This is a genomic window from Olivibacter sp. SDN3 (assembly GCF_014334135.1).
Lineage (GTDB): Bacteria > Bacteroidota > Bacteroidia > Sphingobacteriales > Sphingobacteriaceae > Olivibacter.
Window position 1 is genome coordinate 473,492 of record NZ_CP060497.1, and the last position, 25,199, is coordinate 498,690.

11 protein-coding genes are annotated in these 25,199 nt (G+C 43.6%); all 11 read right to left on the bottom strand.

The features are described 5' to 3' along the window. Positions 1–35: 35 nt before the first annotated feature. Positions 36–1,694, bottom strand: a complete 1,659-nt coding sequence (locus H8S90_RS02160) for a glycoside hydrolase (RefSeq protein WP_187340984.1) — start codon at positions 1,692–1,694, stop codon at positions 36–38. Positions 1,695–1,696: 2 nt separating this feature from the next. Further along, positions 1,697–4,417, bottom strand: coding sequence for a glycoside hydrolase family 78 protein (locus H8S90_RS02165; protein WP_222852216.1), 2,721 nt, complete (start codon positions 4,415–4,417; stop codon positions 1,697–1,699). A 115-nt stretch (positions 4,418–4,532) separates the two neighbouring features. Beyond that, positions 4,533–7,523 carry a glycosyl hydrolase gene (locus H8S90_RS02170; protein WP_222852217.1) on the bottom strand — a complete coding sequence of 997 codons (2,991 nt, stop codon included), beginning with the start codon at positions 7,521–7,523 and terminating at the stop codon, positions 4,533–4,535. Between the two features lie 123 nt (positions 7,524–7,646). Beyond that, positions 7,647–9,167, bottom strand: coding sequence for a RagB/SusD family nutrient uptake outer membrane protein (locus H8S90_RS02175; RefSeq protein WP_187340986.1), 1,521 nt, complete (start codon positions 9,165–9,167; stop codon positions 7,647–7,649). Between the two features lie 12 nt (positions 9,168–9,179). Then, positions 9,180–12,296, bottom strand: a complete 3,117-nt coding sequence (locus tag H8S90_RS02180; protein ID WP_187340987.1) for a TonB-dependent receptor — start codon at positions 12,294–12,296, stop codon at positions 9,180–9,182. A 164-nt stretch (positions 12,297–12,460) separates the two neighbouring features. After that, entirely contained in the window at positions 12,461–13,639 is a 1,179-nt protein-coding gene (locus tag H8S90_RS02185) for a glycoside hydrolase family 99-like domain-containing protein (RefSeq protein WP_187340988.1), read from the bottom strand. Positions 13,640–13,667: 28 nt separating this feature from the next. Further along, a complete protein-coding gene (locus H8S90_RS02190) occupies positions 13,668–16,466 on the bottom strand; it encodes a family 78 glycoside hydrolase catalytic domain (RefSeq protein WP_187340989.1) in 2,799 nt (932 codons plus the stop codon). A gap of 13 nt (positions 16,467–16,479) precedes the next feature. Continuing rightward, on the bottom strand, positions 16,480–18,297 hold the full coding sequence (locus H8S90_RS02195; RefSeq protein ID WP_187340990.1) for a hypothetical protein: 1,818 nt from the start codon (positions 18,295–18,297) through the stop codon (positions 16,480–16,482). Positions 18,298–18,304: 7 nt separating this feature from the next. Beyond that, complete coding sequence (locus H8S90_RS02200; protein WP_222852218.1) at positions 18,305–20,125, bottom strand: hypothetical protein; 1,821 nt, start codon at positions 20,123–20,125, stop codon at positions 18,305–18,307. 145 nt (positions 20,126–20,270) lie between these two features. Beyond that, positions 20,271–22,046 (bottom strand): RagB/SusD family nutrient uptake outer membrane protein, encoded by a 1,776-nt coding sequence (locus H8S90_RS02205; protein ID WP_187340991.1) that lies wholly within the window; start codon positions 22,044–22,046, stop codon positions 20,271–20,273. 14 nt (positions 22,047–22,060) lie between these two features. Continuing rightward, positions 22,061–25,144, bottom strand: a complete 3,084-nt coding sequence (locus tag H8S90_RS02210) for a SusC/RagA family TonB-linked outer membrane protein (protein ID WP_187340992.1) — start codon at positions 25,142–25,144, stop codon at positions 22,061–22,063. Positions 25,145–25,199 lie beyond the last annotated feature (55 nt).

The window sequence follows — 25,199 nt, forward strand, 5'->3', positions numbered from 1 at the left end:
CCGTCCAGCGGTGCGTCATGGGCTATCCTGCATCATTATTTTTGAAAGATATCCGGATATTTTCTTATAAAATATACCGGTGTGCAGCTCCAGGCATGGCAATAGCTATTCATGGGGTAGAAATTATAGGGCGATTTATATTCATCCTTAGGGTCATAAACCTCCCAGAAGGTATCCGCTCCTTTTTCGACCATCTTTCCCCAATAATTTAACATAATTTCCTTCGCTTCAAGTCCCATTCCACAATTAATCATTGCTTGTAAAAAGTAATGGTATAAATAGGGTCCACCAGGTGTTAATGCATTTTCATGCTGCATAAGCTGCTTAACGATGTTGGCTCCTTCTTTTTTGGTGGTTACCCCACCTAAGACCATCCAGATCTGAGAGGCATAAGAAACTTGTTGATCTTCACCACTCACAAATAAATTGCTTTCTTTATCAAAAAATTGCTTTCTCGCGCCATCTGTCATTTGCCTGATCAGAGCAGGAAGCTCCGCCACTTCATTTTCTTTATTTAAACGTTTAGCCAGCGCATAGGTTTCTTTCAACGAATATATGGCCAAGCCTTGAATGGCGCCCGCCTTATGCAGTCCATCCTTCCAATCAATAAAAATCCAGATGTCTTTAGCTGCCCTATCGTAATCAATCATTCCGGTTTCATCTAAAAACAATTTCAGTAATTCCAGTTGCTTTTTAGCAACCGGCCATAGGTCTACTGCGGTTTCTTTATCTTCCGTAATCTCATAATAGTCCTTTAAAGCTACATTATAAAGTAACGCGTAATCCAGCAACTTCTGTCCTTCCTGCGGATGTGGTTTTGGTTTTTCGAAAACAGTCCCGTGCAAATAGCCCTCTAGATCACTTAATGCCGCCAACAGATAAAGACAACGTTTGGTTAACCCATGATTTTTAAAGGAAAAATTATTGGCCAAAGCCTCCAGATACAGATCACCAATCCACAAACGTTGATCTCGTTTCGGGCCATCTTCGTAAACCGTTTGCATACACTCTTGTAAAGTAATTAACCCAATTCGGTCAATATCCCGAATAACCGAAGAAGTAGCGGCTGATAGCGGTTCAATTTCACTATTGGCAGACGTGGTAGCCTTTATCTGCATGTTAGCAATTTTAAAATCATAAGCAATCGAAGGGCTGATGAGTTCCACTTTAACATACCGAAAGGCCAAACGACGGGGAATGGTAATGGTTGTTGGTATCTCGGTTACCGTTACGATTTCATCCTGCAACCAAGCTCTACTCAGTCCTCCCGGATAAGGATCAAACGGGACTGCCAGTTCTGCCGGCACTTCTCCGAAGGTAAATTTCAGCCGTAAGGGGGCATCCGGTGTGCTGTTAAAGTTTTCCAACGAAAAAGAGAAGTGACCGGTATAATGCGCACCAAAATCCACAATAACACCAGACTGGCTTGTAAATCCGCTATGATATAAACTATCTATGCTCATAGATGCGTTAATTTTCCAACCTTGGAAAGCTTGCTTATCTTCCTCTAACCTTCCTAAGTTAACCGGATTTATTAATCGCTCATGAAGCACTGGTTTATTTTCTTCAGCTTTTCTGAGCCATTCATTTCTTCGCTCGCCATAGAAGTCCTGCGCATAGACCAAGTGAAGAAAACAGGGACACATCAAGATAAATAATATAATAAAACGGATAAGTGAGCAGCGAATGGTCATCACTAACTTTTTATGTTAAAAATGAACTGGTATTTTCCAGACCCAACTTCATGTTCAGTTCCTTCAATATTCTGACCACTTTTTTCCTTTACGGTTCCAGGCAAAGCATCCGGAAAAACCAGGTGTGCCCTGGTATTGGGCGGTACCGTTACTTCCATCAAAAACTGATCTCCTTCAATTTTCCAAGCCGACGTGATCGTTCCGTATACCGTTTCTAATGATGCATTAGCGTGTTTTATGCCACCTCCAGGTCGCGGCGCAATGGTGAAGATTTTATACGCCGGCATTTCCTTCATCCCACGAATGCCCGTAATATTTTTATACATCCAATCGCCTATGGCTCCATATGCATAATGATTAAAAGAGTTCATATCCTTATTCTGAAAAGAGCCATCCGGTTTAATGCCGTCCCAGCGTTCCCAAATAGTAGTTGCTCCCTGCTTTACAGGATAGAGCCACGAGGGATAGGTCTCTTGCTTCAACAAGGTATAAGCAACATCCTCATAACCGAATCTGCTGAGCACATGACAGAGATAGGGCGTTCCCAGAAAACCTGTAGTGAGGTGATTATCGTAATTTTCGATGTTCTCCACCAGTCTTTCTGCCGCCTGAGCACGTACATCTTCCGGTAACATGTCAAAATGCAAAGCTAGGACATAGGCCGTTTGAGAACTGGAAACCAGACGACCTGATGGGGTTACAAATTCATGCACAAAGGCGTCTTTTATTTTCGCCAGCAGCCCTTCATATTTTAACACATCTTCTTGCTTATCAAGTACTTTGGCCGCATTAATCATCAATTGCACAGAATTGGCGTAAAATGCTTGTGCGATCAAGTATTTATCGGTAATGGCTGCTTTACCATCCCGATCATCATTTGGTATGTAAAATAGCCAATCACCAAAATGCCAGCCCTTATTCCAGAGATTATCCGTGCTATTGGCTGTCATGAACTGCACCCACTTGGTCATTGATTCATATTGATCTTCCAGTATGCCGGGATCTCCGTAAGCTTGATAAAAATCCCAGGGTATAATGGTTGCCGCATCTGCCCAACCAGCGGAGCCACCCTGTTCACCGTCCCAATAATAAGGTATTACATGTGGTACGGAACCATCGGCAAATTGATCCGCTTTTAAATCTTTTAGCCATTTCACAAAAAAGCCTGCCACATCCATATTGTAAGCTGCCGTGTTAAAAAAAGCCTGTGCGTCGCCTGTCCAACCCAATCGCTCATCACGTTGAGGGCAATCTGTTGGCACATCGAGGAAATTGCCTTTCTGCCCCCACTGTATATTGTGTTGCAATTGATTGAGCAGGGAATCTGATGTCTCGAAAGTACCCGTGTTAGCCATTGCCGAATGCAATACCATTGCTTCAATATTCTCCAGATCGACCCCTTCTTCTGCACCTTCAATTTTCACATAACGAAAACCCTGAAAAGAAAAGTGGGGATGGTAAGTTGCTTCCCCGTTCCCCCCGGTGATATAGGTAATTTTCTGCTGTGCCGCACGCAGATTTTCTGTATAAAAATTCCCCTCCTTATCCAAGACTTCAGCATGGGTAATGACTACGGAGTCTCCTGCATTTCCCTGTACTTTAAAATTTACCCATCCAACCAGGTTCTGACCAAAATCTATTACTTTTTCTCCCTTAGGTGTGGTAATGATCTCTACAGGTTTCAGCCTTTCATGTATTCGAACGGGCGGTGCAGGCGAAATAACCAGGTGATCGTAAGAAAGACTATCGATGACCACGGTATTCTCCCATTGCGTATCGTCAAAAGTCCCGTTAGTCCAATCGTCGAGTTCCAAACGGGCATCGTAAATTTCACCATTATAAATATCAGCCATTCGGATCGGACCTTCCGAGGTGCTTTTCCAACTATCATCGCTGATGATAACCTCCTTGTGACCATTTGCGTACTCTACTTCTAGCTGGGCAAGCAACGTGGGATCTTGACCATAATAGTTTCGCCCCCCCATTAAATTACCACGATACCAACCATCGCCCAACATTACGCCCAAAGCGTTATCGCCCTGATGGAGCTGATCAGAAAGATCGTACACTTGGTATTGCAATTGTTTATGAAAGCTGGTCCACCCCGGCGTAAAATACGCATCTCCAACACGCTGTCCATTGATATATGCTTCGTAAAGTCCATAAGAAGTAATATATAACCGAGCTTTGATTACCTTATCATCTACACGGAATGTTTTCCTAAATAGGGGCACCGGCCCAGACTCAACCGGCATATGCTGACTACTGCGAATCCATTTAGCCTGCCAATCATCCGGTTTTAGCAGTCCCATTTCCCAAAAGTTAATTTCGCTCCAAGGCGATACATTTCCTTTATTATCCCAAACTCTTACCTGCCAATAATAACGCTTAGCCGATTCCAACGCATTTCCGGCATAGGGAATATGGATCGACTGATCGCTTTCTATTTTTCCTGAGTGCCAGGAAAGCGCCTTGTCACTCATTTTTTTGGAGTCGGTTCCCACCCTGATTTCATAGCCCGTTTGCATAACCTCTTTTAAAGAAGATTGCAATTTCCAAGCAAAGCGTGGATTGGTATCATCAAGACCAATCGGATTTACCTTATAATTGATTTTTAAATCAGTCACTGACAATTTCTGCGCAGCAAGAGCTAAGGGCTGTATGGATAACATGACGATAAAACAACCTATTTTGGACAATAGTTTAAGATGCAGATCATTCATAATGCTAGTTAATTGGTTATGTTATTTGGTAATCGTGTTACAAGTTACAAGAATACCGTCTCGTTAGCAACCTGTACTTTCCTGTTCATCCTGTTATTTCAAAATACCAGCAAGCTTAATCCCTCCGCAGTTGAAGAATTCGCACAGGACCTAACAGCCCAGAGCTCCTCAACGTGTCATCCGTTTTATATGGATTAAAGGTGGTAAATGTGGTTCGTTGACTTCCTCGAGGCTTGTTCGTTTTAAGCCAGCTAGGCCACTCTCCATCTTTTACCCCATCGTCCGTATATTGCTGATCACCTATTAATCGATTTATCCAAAGATTCGCTACTTCAATAATTAATTGGTTATCCTCTTCTTTGAGAGCTTCCGTAATATCCACTCGCCAAGGAGCCGTCCAAACGGTCGACAATTCCTTACCATTCAAGTGGATACGTGCCATATTTTTTACATCCCCTAAATCTATTAAAATACGGCTACCTTTAGGTACCTCTGGAAAGTCAAAAATCTTTTCATAACGAGCAATACCTGAATAATATTTGACGCTATCATTTGGATGATTCGTCCAATCCTGCAGTTCGTTCAATAGAACAGTTTCCTGCGGTCCCGTTCCTTTTGCATCAAACGCAACTTTCCATGCGCCATTCAATTGCATACGTTCACGTAACTGATTAAAATTTCTGGAGGATTTTATTACCTGATCTGCTTTGGTATTTGCTTTAGGAAAAACAACAAAAAAACTTTGATAGGGCTCAAAAGCAAGCGGAAGAACAATTTTACCGTCATGTATATCAAACTCCGGCAACTGACGCATCTCTCCACTTACGGGGTCCCATAACTCCGGGTTTTCACCAGTCGATCTAAACGCTCCCTTTATTTCAATCGCTTGATCCGTTTTATTAGCTACAAAGTAGAGATCCCAATCGGGTGCCGTGCGGTGTGTATACCGAACGGAGTCAGAAGCATTAAAATCCGTTAAAATTCCTTTTTCATTCAGCACATCCTCAACAATTTCATAATTTGGATAAAGGTCGTCTCCGTGATACAAATTTTCTCCCCACACAATTTTACCTGCACCATATTCTTCTTTTGTCCATTGCTGGGTTATTTCTTCTTTTTTCCAGATCGCATTACTTATCGATTTAACTTCCCGATCGCAAGCCGGATATCCCTGCAAGCTGGGCGATTTTTCCGGAGGGTTACCTATGACGGTTGCTCCCTGCTCAATCAACGACTTTATTTTATTTAAGAACGCTGGGGTCATTGTCTGTACATTAGGTAACACAAGCACCTGATAAGACGCTCCGCTGGGAAAAACTATTTGATGGTCTTTCACTGTAGCCTCCATAAGCTGCATAGGGCTGCAACCATCAAAATTATATCCTCTTTTATCCGGGAGTATTTCATTGCCCAATACTGCTGAACTTGGTGGCGTAAAAACCTGCGGAGCACCTTCTGGGGTAACATATAGTATATCGGCAACCGTGCGCCCCTGCTGCAACATATACGAACACCTCGCGATGTATCGATGGTAATCGCCTACTAAGGGCCACCAAGTTTGATTCCTATCCCAATGCACGCCATAAGGCCCCATTGTCATGCCCGGGCGCAAGCTGTCGGCTAAGGGTTGATGCTGAAAGGTGTGGTATACGAATTGGTTAATGCCCATGGCAAATGCCCAGTCGCCCTGATTTTTCATTACTTCCGGATACTGCTTCCAGGCTTCATCATTCTGTGCGGTAAACGCTTCTGCCGGCACGGTGGATTTTCCACCGATATGCGCAATAGATGCAGCTTCATACACGCTAAAAACGGTATTAAAACCATATCCCTCGCTCCAAAATTCCGCCATCGGCACATCGGCCACCGCTCCCAGGTCAAAATCCGAATTCGGATTCATATCATAAGGCTCAATCGATAGTTTTAGGTTATGCTGATGGCTATAGTCTTTCAGGTAGTTCGCATGAAACGCCAATACAAGTTCTTGCGCTGTCAGGCGTAAATCCCATAAAAACCGCTCGCTCGTCTCCAAACTTTCCACAATATGCCCTGCATATACGGGATAGAAAGGCAGTGGGTCATATCCTCTACGTTGGATAAATTCTTCTCTGAATTTTGGCGTCCAGTTCTGTGCCCCCATCTCCCAACTGTCGATGTGCAAACGCTTTAAACCTCCCGATTTTGATGGGTTTCCTGTCGCCGTTTTTTCAATTAGCACCCCAACATAGTTTTCCAAATGCGCACGAAACGCTGCACTATCCAGCTTATCGGCTTCAAAACCCAGGCCCGGCGTCGGCGCGGGCCTCGTCACTGCGCCATTGTTTCGACTAACAAATCGCATGATCGTCCATTTCCCCGGAGGCACTTCCCAGTTCAAGGTACCGTCTTCCAAAAGTTTGTCGGTAAGATCCACTATACCCTCCTTGGAAATAGCGGCATCCGGTAGATCGGTATAATTGACTTTTGATGGTAATCTTGGTTTTACACCCAATTTGGAAGAATAGGGTTCCCGGTAATATAAAGCTTTCTCTTCGATATCTTCAATCAATTTTTCATCGGTAGGTGTAGGAAAGGCTACAACTGCTACATCTTCATAATATGCCATCCATTTTTCACGAAGCTCGGGTGTGAATCCACCCTCTCCAAAATAAGGACTTTTCGGTGCAGGCACAGGCAACTTTATCCTACGATTATTAGCTGCTTCAGCAACTTGAATGGTGCTGCCAACTAAGTGCTGCATCGAAGCTTCAGGTGCTACCCATGGCCCCCCGCTGCCAGCCCAGCCAGGCCCAGCTCCCAAAATAACATCAATATTTAAGCGTTCAGCCTCCTTCACTGCATGCGCAAAGCCCTCTTGCCATTCTTCGCTTAGAAAATCCACTTCACCTCTTGGAACACCCACGTTCACCTCGAGAAACACCACACTCCCAATACCTGCTTTTTGCATCGATTCCAAATCTTTCGTCATCGCCTCTTTTGACATATTGCCATCCATAAAATACCAATAAACACCGGGGCGTACGGAGTCAGGAGGGTTTACAAAACCCGTCCTCATATCTTCTATAGCTATCGATGAGCTATTGCTTGTTTCTAAATTGCAAGCCATGTGTGTACATGCAATGACGATTGCTAAAAGAGCGTAAAACGTCTTATAGCTTTTTTGTTCAGCTATCATACATATTTTATTAGTAGAAGTCCATTAATCAATTCACCTGCGATCTGTTTATAGCTATTGCGGGTTTTGCTCCAATCCATCCAACGTTACCTCAATTTGTGGGATTTGCAATAATAACCTATTTTGAGTCACTTGATAAGCGTTGCCGGGAATCGTATTTTTCTGTTGTTTTTCACGCTGTCCGTGTTCATTCATGACTTCTACGGCTTTACCTGAGCGAACCAAGTCGTACCAACGGTGGTTTTCAAAAGCCAATTCCACTCGTCTCTCTCGTAAAATAGCTTCCCGAAACGATTGCTGATCGCCAATATGCAGTTCAGGGCGAGCATTACCGGTAGTTTTTGCTGGCAATCCAGCCCTTTCACGCACATTGTTCAATAAATCAAAGGCCTCCCCATTTGCTGCAAAGCCCTGTTCATTCAATACTTCCGCCAGCATGAGTAAGACATCGGCATAGCGTAAATAGGGAAAATTATCATCTGTTTGTCCACGTTCTACAAAACCATTGTTATACTTGATAATATGCGGGATTGCCACAAAATCACCATCGCTATTCGTATAACCTTCTGCCAATGAGATATCCTTACGTAAATCTCCTTCTTCGTAAGCATCGATCATATCTTGCGTGGGAATGTTCCAACCCGCACCGCCCGCCAATGGGGTTTGCGGATCCCCCGTAACCGCACTACCGGAGGTGTATGGAGCAAATTGGTACATGAAATTGCTGGCTAACGCAGGTTGGGCACCGAGATATTGAATTTCAAATATAGACTCCCCACCGTTTTTCATTTCGGGAATAAAATTATCCCTATAATTAGCCAACAATACGTAGCCCATTGCCATTACACTTCTTAACTCCGGAATAGCGTCTTCAAACCTACCCAGCGTAAGATATACTTTTGCTAAAAGTGTTCTAGCAGCGCCCTCTGTTGCCCTACCTTTGTCGTTGTCTATCAGCCCCGAAGACGCAAAATAGGAAACGGCCGTAGTTAAATCATCTACTATTATCTGGTATACGTCGTCCACCGTAGCTCGACCTTCCGAAAGTGCATCTTCAGGAGACTCTGCAGGACTTAACCTGATAGGTACGCCTCCGTATTGCCTCACCAAATTAAAATAGTGAAGGGCCCGCAGAAAGCGTACCTCTGCTTGATAATGTAAGCTATTTTCTTCCGGCATTTCCACTTGGTCTATATAATTTATGACATCATTGCACCTGGCAATTCCGATAAAACTTTGTTCCCAGAAAGCCGCTATTGGTTCAGCGGATGCGTCCGTCAAAAATTGATCGATAAACTCCCGCGGTTGCCTTCCACGCTCAATGGTGTTATACTGAAAAGAGGTATTATCTGATCGCATTTCGCCAACTTCCCACAGGCTCGATCGCCCTAAATCCATCAGGATATTATAGGCACCATTAACCGCTTGTCTTACTTCATCTTCATTGGTATAAAAATCGTCCAAATTAGTTGTTGCTTCAGGATTAAGGTTCAAAAAATCTTTCGTACAGGCATTTTGTACGACAAGGATCATCATTAAGAAGCCCCATTTGATATATTTATTATAGTGTATCATCGTTTTATCAATTTAAAAAGAAACATTTAAGCCAAGGGTCATCATCCTGGGTAAGGGGTAGCTCGTCCAATCCACACCAGGAGCCAACGCCAGATTCTGCCCCGGATTATTAGGATCATTCATCGAAACAATATCCGGATTCGCACCACTATACTTTGTAAATGTTACCAGGTTCTGAATGCTTCCATAAATTCGGGCATGCTGCAAAAAACCTACTCTACCCAACAAATTCTTAGGGAATGTATAACCGAATGTCAGGTTTTGTATTCTTAAAAAAGAACCATCTTCTACCCATATTGAGCTATTTTCCCGATAGATCTCCCGTGCACCGTTGGTTGTAGGTGTGATCCCATCTCCCGGATTTTCCGGGGATCTCCATCTATTTAAAATATTACGATCAACATTAAATATACCATCGATATTATATAAGTATTGATAAGCTTGCCTGAGGAGCTGCCCGCCCTGTGAGCCGGTAACTACGATATTTAGGTCAAAATTTTTATAATTAAATTGATTGGTTATACCGAATGTAAAATTGGGTTGCGGGTTTCCGATGATGTCGAAGTCATTTACAGGCTCAATGACGCCATTGCCATCAACATCACGGTATTTTATAGACCCTAATACAGAGGTAACATGTTTTGGTGAATTGTCGAAATCATCTGGTGTTGCATAAATACCATCCGCAACATATCCAAAGAATTGTCCGATCGGGTGTCCTACTTGGGTGATATGTGTAGGCAAACCGGACCCACTGCGTCCGCCAAAGATCGGATCGTTATTTTCATTGAGTGCAAGCACTTTATTTCTATTCAATGCAATATTAAAATCTGTTGTCCATTTGAATTCACCTATGAGGTTTCTGGAATTCACCGCAATCTCCAAACCGCTATTCCGAATACGTCCGGAGTTCACAATAGCGGTAGAGAAACCAGATGAAAGAGGAATCTCTGCATCAAATAACATGTTTTGTGTTAAGCGGTTATAGGCATCTATGGTAAAGTTGAGTCGGTTATTAAATAAGCCGAGATCTATCCCGATATCCAACTGCGCAGACTCTTCCCAGGTCAGACCCGGATTTCGGAGTGAGTTGATAATCCTCCCCCCGCCCAATACACCGTCAAAAGCGTAGTTGGCACTGCTAATATTCGATAAATACGTATAGTTACCAATATTGAAATTCCCTGCCAGTCCATAACTTGTCCGTAATTTAAGGTCGCTCAGCCAAGACTTACCCTTGAGGAAGTCTTCTTCACCTAAGCGATAGGCCACAGCGGCAGAAGGGAATGTTCCATATTTATTAGCGGTACCAAAACGTGAAGAGCCATCCCTTCGAATCGTTCCTGTAAATAGCCATTTGTCTTTTAATGAATAATTCACCCTAGCAAGATAAGATAGGAGGGCCCACTCCTGTATATCCTGATCCCAGGATTGGATGAGTGCAGCATCATTAATCGTTTCTATTTTATCATCCGGATAATTTGTTGCATTGATCTGGATCATTTCATTTCTTTCCTTCTGGGCAGAAACACCTGCGACCACGTCTATACGATGACCAGGTGCGATCTCTTTGTCGTAAGTCAGCAAAAATTCCGATAACCAGTTAAAATTAGATGATCTATTGGTACCAGAGTTGGCTACATATGTTTCGGGAGGAGCATTGACGCCACCAACAAAACTAGGGTTAAACACAAAACCAGAAGACGTACTATAATCAACATTAAAATTATAACGTGCTTTCAACCCTTCCAACACCTCATATTCGGCAAATGCTCCACCAAGGCCTCTAAAAACCTTATTGGTATTACCACCAAACTCCAGCTTGTTCAAGGGGTTTGGCGCTCCAAACATATCCGGCGAGGTGATATACGGTGTTCTGTTGCCGGAGGCGTCGTGCACCGGTATCAGCGGGCTCAGCCATAAGCTACTGGTAATCACATCTGTAAAACTATTCTCAAAATCGTTCAACCGTTGTGTACTATAGGTGGGTGCTAATGTTACCCCTATTTTAAACTTTTCTCCAATATCACTATCGATATTTGCTCTTGCCGTGATCCGCTCGAATCCGGTATAACGTAGCGTCCCTTCTTGGTTTAAATAACCTAAGGAAAAAGCATATCGTGCATTTTCTGATCCACCATTTACACTCGCGTTGATATTACTTTGCGGCGCCGTTCGGAAAACCTCATCATACCAATTGGTACCCACACCATATTGGTTGGGATTACGGTATGCCTCCGGGATATCCTGATCGGTGGCTACCTCTCCTCTCGACGCAAAGGCATCTTCAATCATTTCCCTTCGAAACTGTGCGAATTCATGTGCGTTCAACATATCCGGACGTCCTTTCCGGGGCACCTGCTGGACTCCGCCAAACAGGCTTGCTTGCACCCTAGGAGCGCCGGTTTCTCCTTTTTTTGTTGTGATAACCACTACCCCATTAGCACCTCTAGAACCATATATTGCTGTAGAAGAAGCATCCTTAAGCACAGTAATAGATTCTATATCATCTGGATTTAAAACATTTAGCGGATTGGAAGCCCTTCCCTCTGAACTTGTTAACGGAAATCCATCCACCACAAATAAAGGGTCGTCACCCGCCCCGATAGAGCCCGAGCCCCGGATTTTTATAGAAGACCCTCCTCCGGGGGTACCCGTTATCGTCCGTATCTGAACACCTGCAACTTTTCCTACCAATTTCTGGTCAACCCCAGGTACCGGTATATCCTGAATGGCCTCCTGCGAAACGGTACTTACTGATCCTGTAAGATCCCTACGTTGTTGACTACCGTAACCAATGATTACGACTTCATCCAACCCCTCGGAAGTTGCCTCCAAAAAAACATCTACTTGTTGACTATCTCCTATAACTACCTCCTTCTCCGCATAGCCCATATTCCTAAAAATAAGGGTATTCCCTTTTTCCACTTCTATAGAATAAGCACCACTTGCATCCGTTGTGGTACCTTGCTGTTCACCTTTGAGAAGGACAGAAACTCCAGGAACTGGCCCTTGACTATCCGATACAAGGCCAGAAACAATCACCTTCTGTTGAGCTAAAGCGTTAAAGCAAACGAAAACAAAAAACAAGAAAATCCCCTTTAGTCGCTTATTTTTGACATCATACATAAAACTGTTTTGGTTTTTATTGGTTAAACAATACGGTTCATTTCCTAAATGGAAATGATGTAAAATAACCTAATAATGTCAGCAGCAGCAACCTGTACCATCCTGAAATCCGTCATGTACTATGCTGGTAAATCGATAAGCAAACACCATTCGGGGGACTGATGTTATTTAACAAAAGCCTTTTTTAACACCTCCAAATAACCCGTTTTGTGCAAGGTATCCGGTTCCAGATAACTTCCTTCAGACCATTCATTCCAGGCGTTGATGGTAATAAGTTTTGGCTGATCGGGATGTGTGTCGATATAATGCTTTGCCTGCTCCACGTATTTTGAAAATTTCTCTGGTGCTGGATTGCTGATATAATCAGCCTTAAATAGAAAACGGGGATTAGCGTCCCATCCAACCGTTAGATTAGGGAAATAGGGTATCGAAAAATCAGCACTAAAATCAGACCACATCGCTGTGGCCGCATCAGCCCATTGTTCATAATCACCGGCAGGATTTTGTAAATGAGCCCAACAATAGTTTGTTAAACTATTAAATCCAAAGAAAGCAAGCACTTCATCCTGGCTCTCGATTTTATCGCCGGGTACCCCGCTGATCGTGGCAGGTAATTCAGACCAAAGAATACCCTGTAAATGTAAGCCTGGAAAGCCCGCTTCAATCGTTTTTCGTCTAAAATCATCCAGAGCTTCCTTCGTTTGTTCCGATCCTCCAAGCCCATCGATGAGTGTATTGAGTTCGTAAATACAGAACACCGGTTCACCGTTTATTTTATAATAGGAAGGGTTTTTAAAATACTTATCGATGATCCGATCTACCACGATATCAAATTGTTTTCGGTCGACCCCACCTTTCCAGATAACCGAATCGATGCGCGGATTGTCAACGTCCCAATAAGTGGTGGCGTCATGGTTAGCCCACATGATATAAAAGTTCATCCTCTCCCTGTTAGCTTTGAGAAAACCTTCGTTAATACAATCTTCAAGAAAAGGCTCTCCTTCGTACCAATACCAGTCGAATATAAAAGTATTCACGCCATGTTCAACGGCTGCTTCAATTTTCGTATCCATATCCTGCGGATTTGCTTCATCCAAATATCCCCAAACCGGTATTTTAGGCTGAAGATGTCCTTTTTCCTTGGGCGATGCGTTGTAAATAATTTCCCATTCCCCCTTTTTATCTGGGAACAGAAATTCTGCGCGTGGTTCATAATGATAGGCTGGCCAGTAAAAAGCTGCAACATCGTATTCCTGGGCGGTTCTCTGTTTATCCTTACAGGCCAGAAAAGTTCCTATAATTACCAGGAACATCAGTATACCAAATCCGGTGTTGGGTTTCATATTTTCGTTTATAAAAAGTTTTATTCCGTTAGAACGCATATCTTCCCGCTTCAAGTTCATAGGAGATTACCCCGTTCCGCGATCCGAGTTTTTTTATGAATGGGTTTTGCTCGTCTATATTAACCCTTTCCGTGTCTGCTATTTGTAATTCGGCCGTACAATTTGGTGGAACCGTTATATCCAAAAGCAGCTGCTCATTTTGCCTTTTCCATTTCAACCTGATAAGCCCCGCCGGAGCATCAAAGGTCGTTTCCGCCCAAGACAATTGTGATGCTGATAAGGCCGGTGGCCGGACAATAAATCGACTATAACCAGGCCTTTTTGGATCTTGCCTAATACCTCCCAGACCATCAATATACCAGGCTCCCGGATATAAATAAGAACTATGCAGCAGCGAATGGCCCGGCAAATCTTTTTCCCACATTTCCCAAATGGTAGTAGCGTCATTCGCTTTCATGTATCCCCAGCTTGGGTAATCGGTTTGAGAAGTCATTGCATAAATCAGATCATCTCGTCCTAATTCACGCAGTAATTTAAACAGTATAGCTCCCCCAGTAATCCCTGCATGGATATGACCATTTTTTTTCACCAATATTTCTTGTTCCAAACGATGCAATACCTGTTCACGTAAATTGTGAGGAACCACCTCTGCCAAGAGCGCGGCCGCCAAATTCGTCATGGAACTATCTGCGTAACTATTATCCGTAGCGTTAAAGAAACGATCGTGAATAACTTTACTGTACTTATCTGCCTGACTTTCCCAGTGTTCTGCCTCAACATCCTTACCGATGACCCGGGCTATTTTAGCGGCAGTGCGTAAATTATATACCCTATAGCTATTGTTTAAGCATAGCGTTTCCAGTTTATCATTATTCATCCCTTCTGCTGTCGCATTTGGCCATAACCAATCGCCCAGGAAGTCCCATGCTCCGCCGTATCGTTGCAACATGCCCTCTTTGGTATGGGTATCCAAAAATGAAAGCCATCCGTTGATTAGTGCAAAGTTTTGTTCCAGTATCCGCTCATCTCCATACTGCTGATAGGCAACCCATGGTAAGGTTACAACAATACCACCCCAAGCTGGCCCACCTCCTCCTGCATAAGTAGGTGCAGTATGTGGTAAAACACCGTTATTTAATATTCTTCCACCCATGACCGCTTTTCGTGCAAAAGTGGTATCGTACATATTTCCTACAACTGTTTCCGTACCACTAACATCCCTCCAATCTTCCATCCATTTTGTATAGAACGCACCCATATGATAGTTCAGCATACCTGTTTCACAGGTGGCATGGGCATCACCGCCATAACCAAGCCGCTCTCGTTGCGGACAATCTACAATATATCCTCCAAGTGAAAGGTTTTCAAATGTCCATCGCACTTTGTTGTATATCCAATTTTGTAAGGAATCCGAACACTTAAAACTGCTTGCCGATTGTATACCGGTGCGCACCAGCCATCCCCTGATATCCGTTAATTTTGGTTTACTTTTTAAACCCTTGATGGTGATCCACCTTCCAGAGCTATAATTAAACCGGTTACGGAAGGTCCCTTTTCCTGATTTTCCGATGATATAGGCACTATGCAGGCCGAAGGTCATATCGTCCTGTTCCCGTTCACTGTATAAAAAACTTACCGTATCCCCGGGTGTACCTGTAACGTTCACCTCGGTCCACCCAGCAAAGTTCACCCCCATATCTACCCGATAACTACCATCAGGCCGCTCTTCGATGGCTAAGGGTACGATTTCATCCAACAACTGGTTTCTCTCCACCTGCTGTGCAGACAAGCTAAGTTTTGGCGCATACACTGTCGCCGGTTTCCAGGTAGATTCATCGCATGCCACCTGGTTCCAATCGTCCACCTCTCCATTGGCATCCCATAACTCGCCGCCCATTCGGTTGAAATCCCAAGTACCTAAAAGTTTATTCGGACTGGGATGCGTTTTCCAAGTGTTATCTGTTTTTAGGATGAAATCAGGCACTGCATCTGCACCGGGCACCTGATCACCAAAGATAGCAGCTTGTGCAATGACAATAAGGGTATTCGGTCGATGATCGGCTATATAAGCACCATGTATAGACCACGACGTACCCAGCCAGATAGCCACCACGTTTTTACCTTTTTTTAATGCTGGCGCAATATCATAAGCTACGTATCGCGCCCTTTTGGTGTGGTCGGTTGCCGCAGGAGCCATCACGTCATCTCCTACCTTTTTACCGTTCACATAAACTTCATGAAAGCCTATCGACGCCACAAACAGCGTAGCCTTTCCAGGTTTAGACTTGATTTCGAATGTTTTACGCAACCAAGGATCTACAATATTACAGTCGTCCTGCGATGGGTCATAGAGCTGATCGGTTCCGATCCACTGCCCTAGCCATGCACTTTGCTCAAATAGCCCCGTGCTCCAATGTGCTGGTTCGCTCCATGAAGAGACCTTCCCCTTTTCATCCTTCACCGCAATTTTCCAATAGTATTTCCGATCAGCCTGCAGAGGTTTTCCTTCGTAAAGAATCTGCTGCATCTGCCCGGAATTTTTCCAATCAGAGTCCCACATATCCCCTTGTTCCTTTGCCAACAGTTTTTCCTCTGAGGATACCAAAATCCGATAGGCCGTTTGTCGCTGGCCATAGGCGGTGGTATCTGAAGCCTTCAAAGTCCAGCTAAACCGAGGCTGTTGCTCGTCCATACCAATAGGATTAATCAGGTATTCATATCGGAGGTCCTTGGGCACAATCGTACTCCTTTGGGCGAAGGCGATTCGTTGTCCGCATACATTCAGAATAATAAATAAAAGGAAAGTTTTTAAATAAAGCCTACTCATAATATCTCGTTTATTAGTCTCTTAACGCTACAAAATTAAATCGTCCGCCAGGTGCGGCGTCTCCATTTACGTACCAATCAAGCGGATGTTCTTCTTGCATGTTATCCGACCATTTAAATGCCAGGTCTAGTTTATCGGACAATCCCAGCAATTTTAATGGAATAGCGATCATGAACTGATTATTTTCTATCTTATATGATATTCTCGCTACATCCTGCCATCTCCCATCCGTATAGCACTGCAATCGGTCGCCTGCAATTACACGATAGTCATAACCGTACCAGCCGCTACGATGAGAACGATCAATGTCGACCCAAAGTGTCATCCAATCATTGTCTGTCTTTGGTGTTATCTTATCGACCGTTTGCATATAAAAGTAAATGTTTTCCCGGTCTTGCGCTACTTTGGCTAATTTAAAATCATTTCGCCCCGTTTTGTTGATGTAAGTCACCGCTGGCTCTGATGGCGCTCCACGATAATCACGGTGCAGGATATCTCCGGTATAATCGTGGTATGTCGGATAAACATCGTCCCAATCATTCCACGTATGGATAGTTTTCATTGGACTCAACGTTGGCAAAGTATCAACTCCTTTATAACGTCGGATGTAACTTACCAATTGCATATAATAATGATCTTCGAGACCTGCGGTAAGGGATGGTTCTAAATCACGGCTGTATTCGGGGCTTGCTTGGTCGACAAACAGCGCATGGTTTTTATTTCCAGTTCCACGGCGCCATTTTCCCGCAATCCACTCGTTCCATCCCGTCACAAAAATGAAAGGCACCTCTTGCTTTAGTGCGAACTCCCATTGCTCCTGAATATTGTAACCATGTTTTAAATCAGCTTCAGGGTTACCCGGAGAACCGTTCCTATAACTTCTTCCCCAGTTCCCCGGTTGCCCATAAAAAGCGGAGCCACCCATAGATGCTTCTAAATTAGGATGCTGAGCCGCAGAAACATTTACAATTTCTTTCACTCCTTTGCTATTAAGGTAAACTTTTTGTGGTCTTTCAAATTCGATCCAAGGCCATCCGTTCACTTTCCCCGGTTCATTGGGCCACTGTGATTCGCGAACCGTAAAAAAGGAGCTGTAAGCTTTTCCCGCAGCTTCTTCCGACAAACCAATTATCAGAGGCTTTCCATCTAAATAAAACCAGCAATCCGGATGACGGTAGGGAGCCCCTTCTTTGTAGCAATTATTGTAGATTTCCTCCATGGCTTCACCCGATGCTGTATGGGTATAAAAGGCTATTTTTGGTGGATTTTTCCCTTGCTTTCTCACCGCTTCCATTGCACGCATTAAAGCATCACTCTGCTGCGGATAAGTCAATCGGTTCGTAGCGTCAATCACCAAAAGATCTACACCAGCGTCGGTAAGCAATTGTATATTTTTAAGATGCACCCAATAATCGCTGCCATGGTAATATCCATAAATAGACTGTCCCCAAAAATAATACTTCCCCGGTTTAGCAGCTCCACCACCCCAACCAGGATGATCAAAGTTCTCAAAAACCGCAGGATTTCCAGTATATATTTCATCGAGATCCCAACATTTCTCGGAAGTGCCTGAACTTGGATCCCCCTGCCAAAGAAAATAAAATAAAGCCACCTGTCTATTTAGTTTTGGACTGCCCACTTCATCCTGTTGAGGCAGGCTGCGTCCGAGTCCATCGGTCGCAGCCACCGGTTGACCATTAGCGTATAGCGAAAAAAACAACATAAAACAACAGTTGCAATACCACGGTATGGTTTTCTTCACCCTTCTATTCATCCTATATCGGCAATTCTCTTTATTATACATATTTCCAGTTACTATCAGCTTTAACATGCTTTGGCTATTTCGTGGTATATACAAAGTTAAATCGTCCGCCCGGTGCTGTGTCGCCATTTACATAAAAATCCATGATATTTCCCTGCTCCTGCATATTGTCATTCCACTTAAACTCTATATCTATAGCCCCCCTTCCAAGGTCAAGTACCTCTTTGTCAATCGCTAATTCCAACTGATTGTCACGAACAGCATATGCTACCTCAGCTACCGATTCCCATTCCCAACGGCCATCAATATTTTTTTCTACAAAAGCTTTCTTACGTTTTGGACTGGTGCGATTAACCAGGATATCATAACCGTTCCACCCGGTAGATTTGTCGCGGTCAACATCAATGAACAACATCATCCAATTAGCATCACTTTCCGGTGAAAGTTTATCTGCGGTTTCTACATAAAAATAGACTTTTTCATCGTCGCGCGCCACCTTGGCACTTACAATATCATTTCTTCCCGTATTGTTAACGTAATACTGATCATACCTCCCTCGGTGATCTCTGGGAAAAATGTTCCCTTTATAATGCTGATAATGTGGCTTCACATCAGTCCATTGGTTAGCTTTGCCAATCTCGATCGTTTTTGGAGATGAAACGCTGTCAGGAGCGACCATTCCTTTGAATTTACGCACATTATCAATGAGCTGCAGGTAGTACACATCACCTTGCTCTCCCCAGCCCTTATTAGGCTCAATATCCCGGCTCCGCTCCCAATCAAACTGATCTACAAAGGAAAAAGGATCCCCTGTCCAATTATGCTCAGGTAACCATTGTCCGGCAGTAAACTCATTCCACCCGGTAATAAAAACCAGTTCGGGATCTATTTCAAATGCCCGTTCCCACTGCTCTTGAAAATTCCATCCATATAAGTACCCGTCGACTCTTGGATCGAAACCCTTTTTTCGACTAAAGCTACGGCCATAAGATCCCGGAAGATTAAAAGCACTGCAATGGCCATTGGTAGAAGGGCTAGCATTTTGTGCCACCCCCACAGTAACCTGTTCGAAGGTACCATCTTGTTTTTTAACATAACCATGTTGCGGATAATTCTCCAACCAGCCCCATTGATCGTTTCTTGTCGGACCATCTACATAGTCGGGCTGAGCAGGCCTGAAAGTGAAAAAGCTACTAATGTCTTGATCCTCCTCCGAATCGGTGAGGTTATCTGGATATCCCATAATACAAGGTTTATCTTTCCAAAAAAACCAAAGATTTTCATACCGCCCTGGTTTATACACATCCCGGTACAGCTGGCGTAGCGACACCAGTGCATTTGGCATGGGGCCAAAAGGCAACATAAAAGCAATCTTCGGCACATTTACGCCATCTTTTTGTGCTTGGTCCCAGGTTGTCATCAATGCTTCGTAGGATTCCTCCCAAGTCAAACTACCATTCGTACAATCAAAAAACACCACATCAACACCAGCATCTGCCAACATTTCCGCATGTTTACGTAATACCCAGGGGTCGGTTGTTTTATAATAACCCAAAAGCGGCTGTTCCCAAAAGAAAAATCCGGGTTTTTTACTTCCCCATGCAGGGTGATGGTAATCTTTCATTGCTTCGGGATGTTGGCGAACAATTTCGGTAATGTTCTTTACTTGGTATGTGGTATCATCTTCTCCTTGATGCCAAGTCCAATAGAACATCGCAACAAGCTTATCTTTACGTTTTTCTCCTGCAATTTCATAACCACTTACTTGCCGTCCCAAAGCATCTGTTGCCACCCAATGATCACTATTTACTCCCGTGATCTGCGTATTGCCTGTCGTAGGCCAACACCATGCAAGCAGGATGATACACAGGCATTTAACACCCGATAGTTTATTCATCGTTAAACCTTTATAAAATTTCATCTGTTAATAATTATTCGTTTTCGTGTTCTATTTCAAAGGCACTCATGAACCGCAATACGGTTTTTATTCATCAGTCAAATGCAGCTTACCATGTTCATCATTTATTAAACAATAGGAAAAGTTAATCCAGCCATCCTGGATTTTGCCAATTCTCACCACTTAACTCCACCATTTTGTTTACTTCATGCTGATCGATCGGATAAATCAGAAACTTATCGGACCAACAGCTTCTATTCGCCAATTTAAATCGATTATATCCTGGGTTATCGCCAGTACCGGTAATCCGCATACCCGTTACAAACCGATCCGTTTGGTCGAGGATTTTCCATCGTCTAACATCAAAAAAGCGATGCTCTTCAAAAGCGAATTCTACTCGCCGTTCATTGCGGTACCTTTTCTCAAAATCTTCATCCGATAAACCTGCAGGCAAATCGGGCATGCCGGCTCTTCTTCGTACGGCATTTATAGCCTCCCTTGCTGTTAACGACCTGTTGCCTATGGCGACCGATGCGTCAGGTCCAAATGCCTGATAGGCGGCCTCTGCAAAATTCAGGTATAACTCCGCTAATCGAAATAACCGAACTGCACCATCGGCATTGTTGTTCAATCCCGATCGATGGTTATTGTACTTTCTTAAATAGTATCCTGTTCGCGTATTGCGACGGCTATTTGCCGATATCCCCTCTCTTCCGCCTACAAAAGTTTCCACTTTTTGTCCCGTTGGCTGATCAAGGTGCCGAACTGCACCATTATAGTAGATCGAAGCGTAAAATCTCGGATCACGCCCAACGTAAGGGTTTAATTCATCATAGCCCGAGCTATTATTAATAGTAGGTATCGTTCTATCGTCATCTGTGTATCCCAGAATAGGCGGTTCTCCGTTCGCCATCTCATAGCTATCAATCAGTTCCTGCGTAGGACAGGGCCCCGTTCTATCCATGCCCGCATTTGAAGGGAGGCCTGCATTACGCCATATTTCCATCTGGTCTCCTCCTTGATAGATCGTTTCTTTGTCTACTGTCCGTTGATCATTAGAGCTGGTGAAGAAATACAGCGCATAAGCATTTTGAGCCTCACCTTCAGCGGGCTGAACATCGAATAGTTCATAACCATTGGCCAAACATTCAGACAAGGCTTCGCCGGAAATAGTAACCGCATCGGCCCAAGTGTATGTTCCGTCAGACCATAGCGGACTGGCAGCATATGTTACTGCCTGCGATTTTATAGCGTAAGCTACCGCCCTTGTCATAATTCCAAACTGATTATCATATACATCCCAGGAAAAACCTGTTCTATTTGCCGGTACTTCCAATGCGCGATCACAATCTGCCAGGATAAAACTTACTACTTCAGAAAAGGAAGCCCTTTTGTCTTGGGAAAAATCGTGATCAACAGCCAATGGCATATCAAAAATAGGCACACCGCCATAACGTTTAATCAATTGTAGATAGTAGAGCGCTCTTAAAGTATGTGCCTGTGCAACCCAAGAAGCTTTCTCCTCTTCCGAAGCGTACACAGTAGCCGTCTTGATGCTTTCAATAAAAACATTACATTTTCTGATTCCTTCATATAATTGCCCCCAAGGGCTGCCATCAGCCGAATAGCTTCCATAATTGCTCGCAGTAACGCTTCCCCTGTACCAGACAATATAGTTGGACCCAGGTGTAATATCGTCGGCATCCTGTGCTTCATCACTATAAGATGACCGGTCAATGTAGGGAGCCGGCGTGTAACCATAACAAGAATTTAAATATCCTCTTGTACGGTTGTAATCGCTGAACACCTCATCCAAAGTTAACCGGCCGTCACTTTGCAAATCCAACTGCTTATTGCAAGAGAGGAGACCGAATACCATCGTGAGGAATAATAAAACTAAAATTTCCCGTTGTGTTTTCATCAAAATCATTTTTATTAAAAAGTCAAACTTGCACCAATGTTATATACCCTGTATACAGGGAAACCACCAAATCCACCGCCCTCCGGCCCAAAATCAGCTGTTTTCATCCGATGCCAAGTAATTAAGTTATGACCACTGAACATGATGCGTATTTTCTTGGCGGCGATGGTATTCGCCGCAACGAGTGGTAATGTGTAACCTATTTCCAGATTCTTTAGACGCAGATACGAACGATCGTAGTTAAAAAAATCACTCGATTCATGATTTACTGTTTGCGCTAAAGATAATGCCGGATAGGTAATTTCTTCACCAGCGGCATACCTCTCGGGGGTCCAGGCATTGGCATGCAGCGAACCGAATATGCCATCGAGCTCTGTTTCGTAAACGCCTAAGCCATTCATGATACTGGAATATTGGCCCACACCTTGAAACAAAAAGGACATATCCAATGCTTTATAGCTAAATCCACCCGAGAAGGCATAAACTATTCTTGGTAATGAACCCGTGCCGATAGGCGCCTGGTCGCGCTCGTCAATTTGACCGTCACCGTTCAAATCCTGAAACTTCAGGTCGCCTACACGGGGCGTTCCAAAACCATACACTAAATTACTGGTCGTTAACTCTTCTTGCGTATTGAAAAAACCGTTGCCATTGTTGTAATCCACTAAATAGCCAAATTGCTGACCGAAAGAGTAACCCTCTTCCCATTTTCTGAAGGCGAAATCATCCGTACGTGAAGCCTCATTCCAACTGATAATGGTGTTTTTTGCATACGTGAACATCCCTCCTAAATAGGCACTGAAGTTGCGACTAAAGGTTTTTGAATAGTTAATAGCGATTTCATAACCTTTATTCTCAAACTGTCCCTCATTCAGGCGCGGATAATTATTTAATGGTACACCTTGATAAAGGGGTACGGCAGACACTGCTCCTACCACCATATTATTCATGCGTTCTCTAAAAACATCCACTGTTACAGAAAGTGCATTGGCAATTCCCAGGTCTAAGCCATAGTTCTGTTTTGTAGAAACTTCTGCCTGGATTAAAGGATTACCAAACTGGTGCTCATTAATGATATATTGAAGATAGCCAATTGGTCCGCCACCACTTAAAGTCAGATTATCCAAATAAGCGAAACGCTGCAGCCCACTTTGATCATTGGCCGTCTTGCCGTAAGAAGCGCGTAATTTAAGCTCGGTAAGCCAGTTCAATGTACTAGCAAATTGCTCATTGCCCACTGCCCAGCCTGCTGCGATAGCTGGAGTAGCTATAAACCTGCTTTCCCGCGCGTATTGTTCAGAGCCCGAGTAACCTATATCTACCTTTAAGAAATATCGGTTATCGTAATCGTAAGCACCCTCAATCCCCGAACTGACCCTGTCATAAGGAAGTGATTCAGGAGCACCTGTATCCGCTTTCGTGAGGTTCTGGTAAAACATATATGCTAAGCCACTAACTCGATGTTTTCCAAAATCACGACTATAATTTAACACCGTATTATACGTTAAATGATAATAATGAGCAGAACTTTTGCTGTAAGCCAGCGGAGAATCCATTTCAGAGCCCTTCTTATTAAACTCCAAAACTGCTAAATCACTATTCCTTACCCATCGCTCATAATCCTGCAAGGTACTTAAGCTCCCCACCGAATTCGTTTGATACGCAAAGGCGCCATTCATTTTTAATCCCTTTGTTAAGAAACTCATATCGAGGTCCAGGCCAAATTGTGAATTAATATTGGTTACCGTATGGTTAACGTAACCCGATCGATTTAACCGACCATAAGTTGGTGATGTAACTCGTTCTGTCGTAATTACCTTCCCTCCGGGAACGATTATTGCTCCCGTTTCGGGGTCGATTATTTCAGGAGTTAACGGCCCATAGGTTGTCGGGGGTAGCTGAAAAATACTGTTATATACATCAGCATTACTGCTTCCCGGAGTATGTTCCCGTTTGATGTTTCCACTTAATCTGACATAGGCGTTTAGATATTTATTGATCACCATATCTACATTTGAACGATAGTTTACCCAAACATTATAAGGATTGGTATTGTACTCCGTCTGGTCGGTATTAAACTGCCCGCCTTGACGCATAAGATTAATGTTAGAGAAATATCGAACACGATCATTTCCTCCGGTAGCATTTACCGCAGCCCGCTGCATGGATGCCCACCTGTTCATATACCGGTCGTACCAATTATTATCTGGATACAATTCAGGGTCTTCTCCAGTACGAAACTTTTCAATCTCATCGGCGCTAAACAGATAATAACTACCTTGCCCATCATTAAATGCCGCCTGATTTCGCATTAAAGCGTAATCGGCTGCGCTGTAAAACCGCGGCACATGTGTCACTTCCTGCATAGCGTGGTCTAGCCTACCTGTAATCTCCAGCGCTCCCTTTCTACCTCTCTTAGTGGTAATGACCAGTAAGCCATTTGCTCCCTGAATACCATAGAGTGCTTGTGTAGATGCATCTTTTAAAACGCTTATGCTTTCGATCTCATTTGCGGTAATATACTCTAAAATCTGTCCGCTATTATAGGAACTTATAATCCCGTCAATCATTACCAACGGCCCATTCATCCGAGCTGCCGAGAGCCCTCGCACAAACAAGTCGGTATTTGTTCGCGACAATTCGGAGGAGGTTTCCTGTGTAAATAGACCGACAAATCTACCCGGAAAGGATTGTGTTAAATTGGCCACCGGAACACGTTCAAGCTCTTCGCCACGTACGGTAGCAACTGCACCGGTTAATGCTGCACGTTTTTGGGACGTGTACCCCAATGATATCTCTTCATCTTTTCGATGCCCGTCAATCTGGAGCACAACATTGACCGGTTGAGTGGTTCCAATAGGCTCTTTCAAAGTTTGGTATCCAAAATGCTTAAATAGGATGTTTTTGCTTTCGTCATTAAGTGCTAAGCTGTAGGCACCATTATGGTCAGTTGATGTACCATTTCTTTTATTCTCTGATTGAATGATCACCCCAGCCAAAGGTCTTCCAAATTCATCTTTTACCACTCCTTTTATTGAATCTGTCTGTGCCTGAAGTGGCAAACAGGATATGCCAACCAATAATGTGATTGTTAACATATAAACACCGATAGTTTTTCTAAGTACCATAGATTGCTTCTTTGTGCATGCTAAA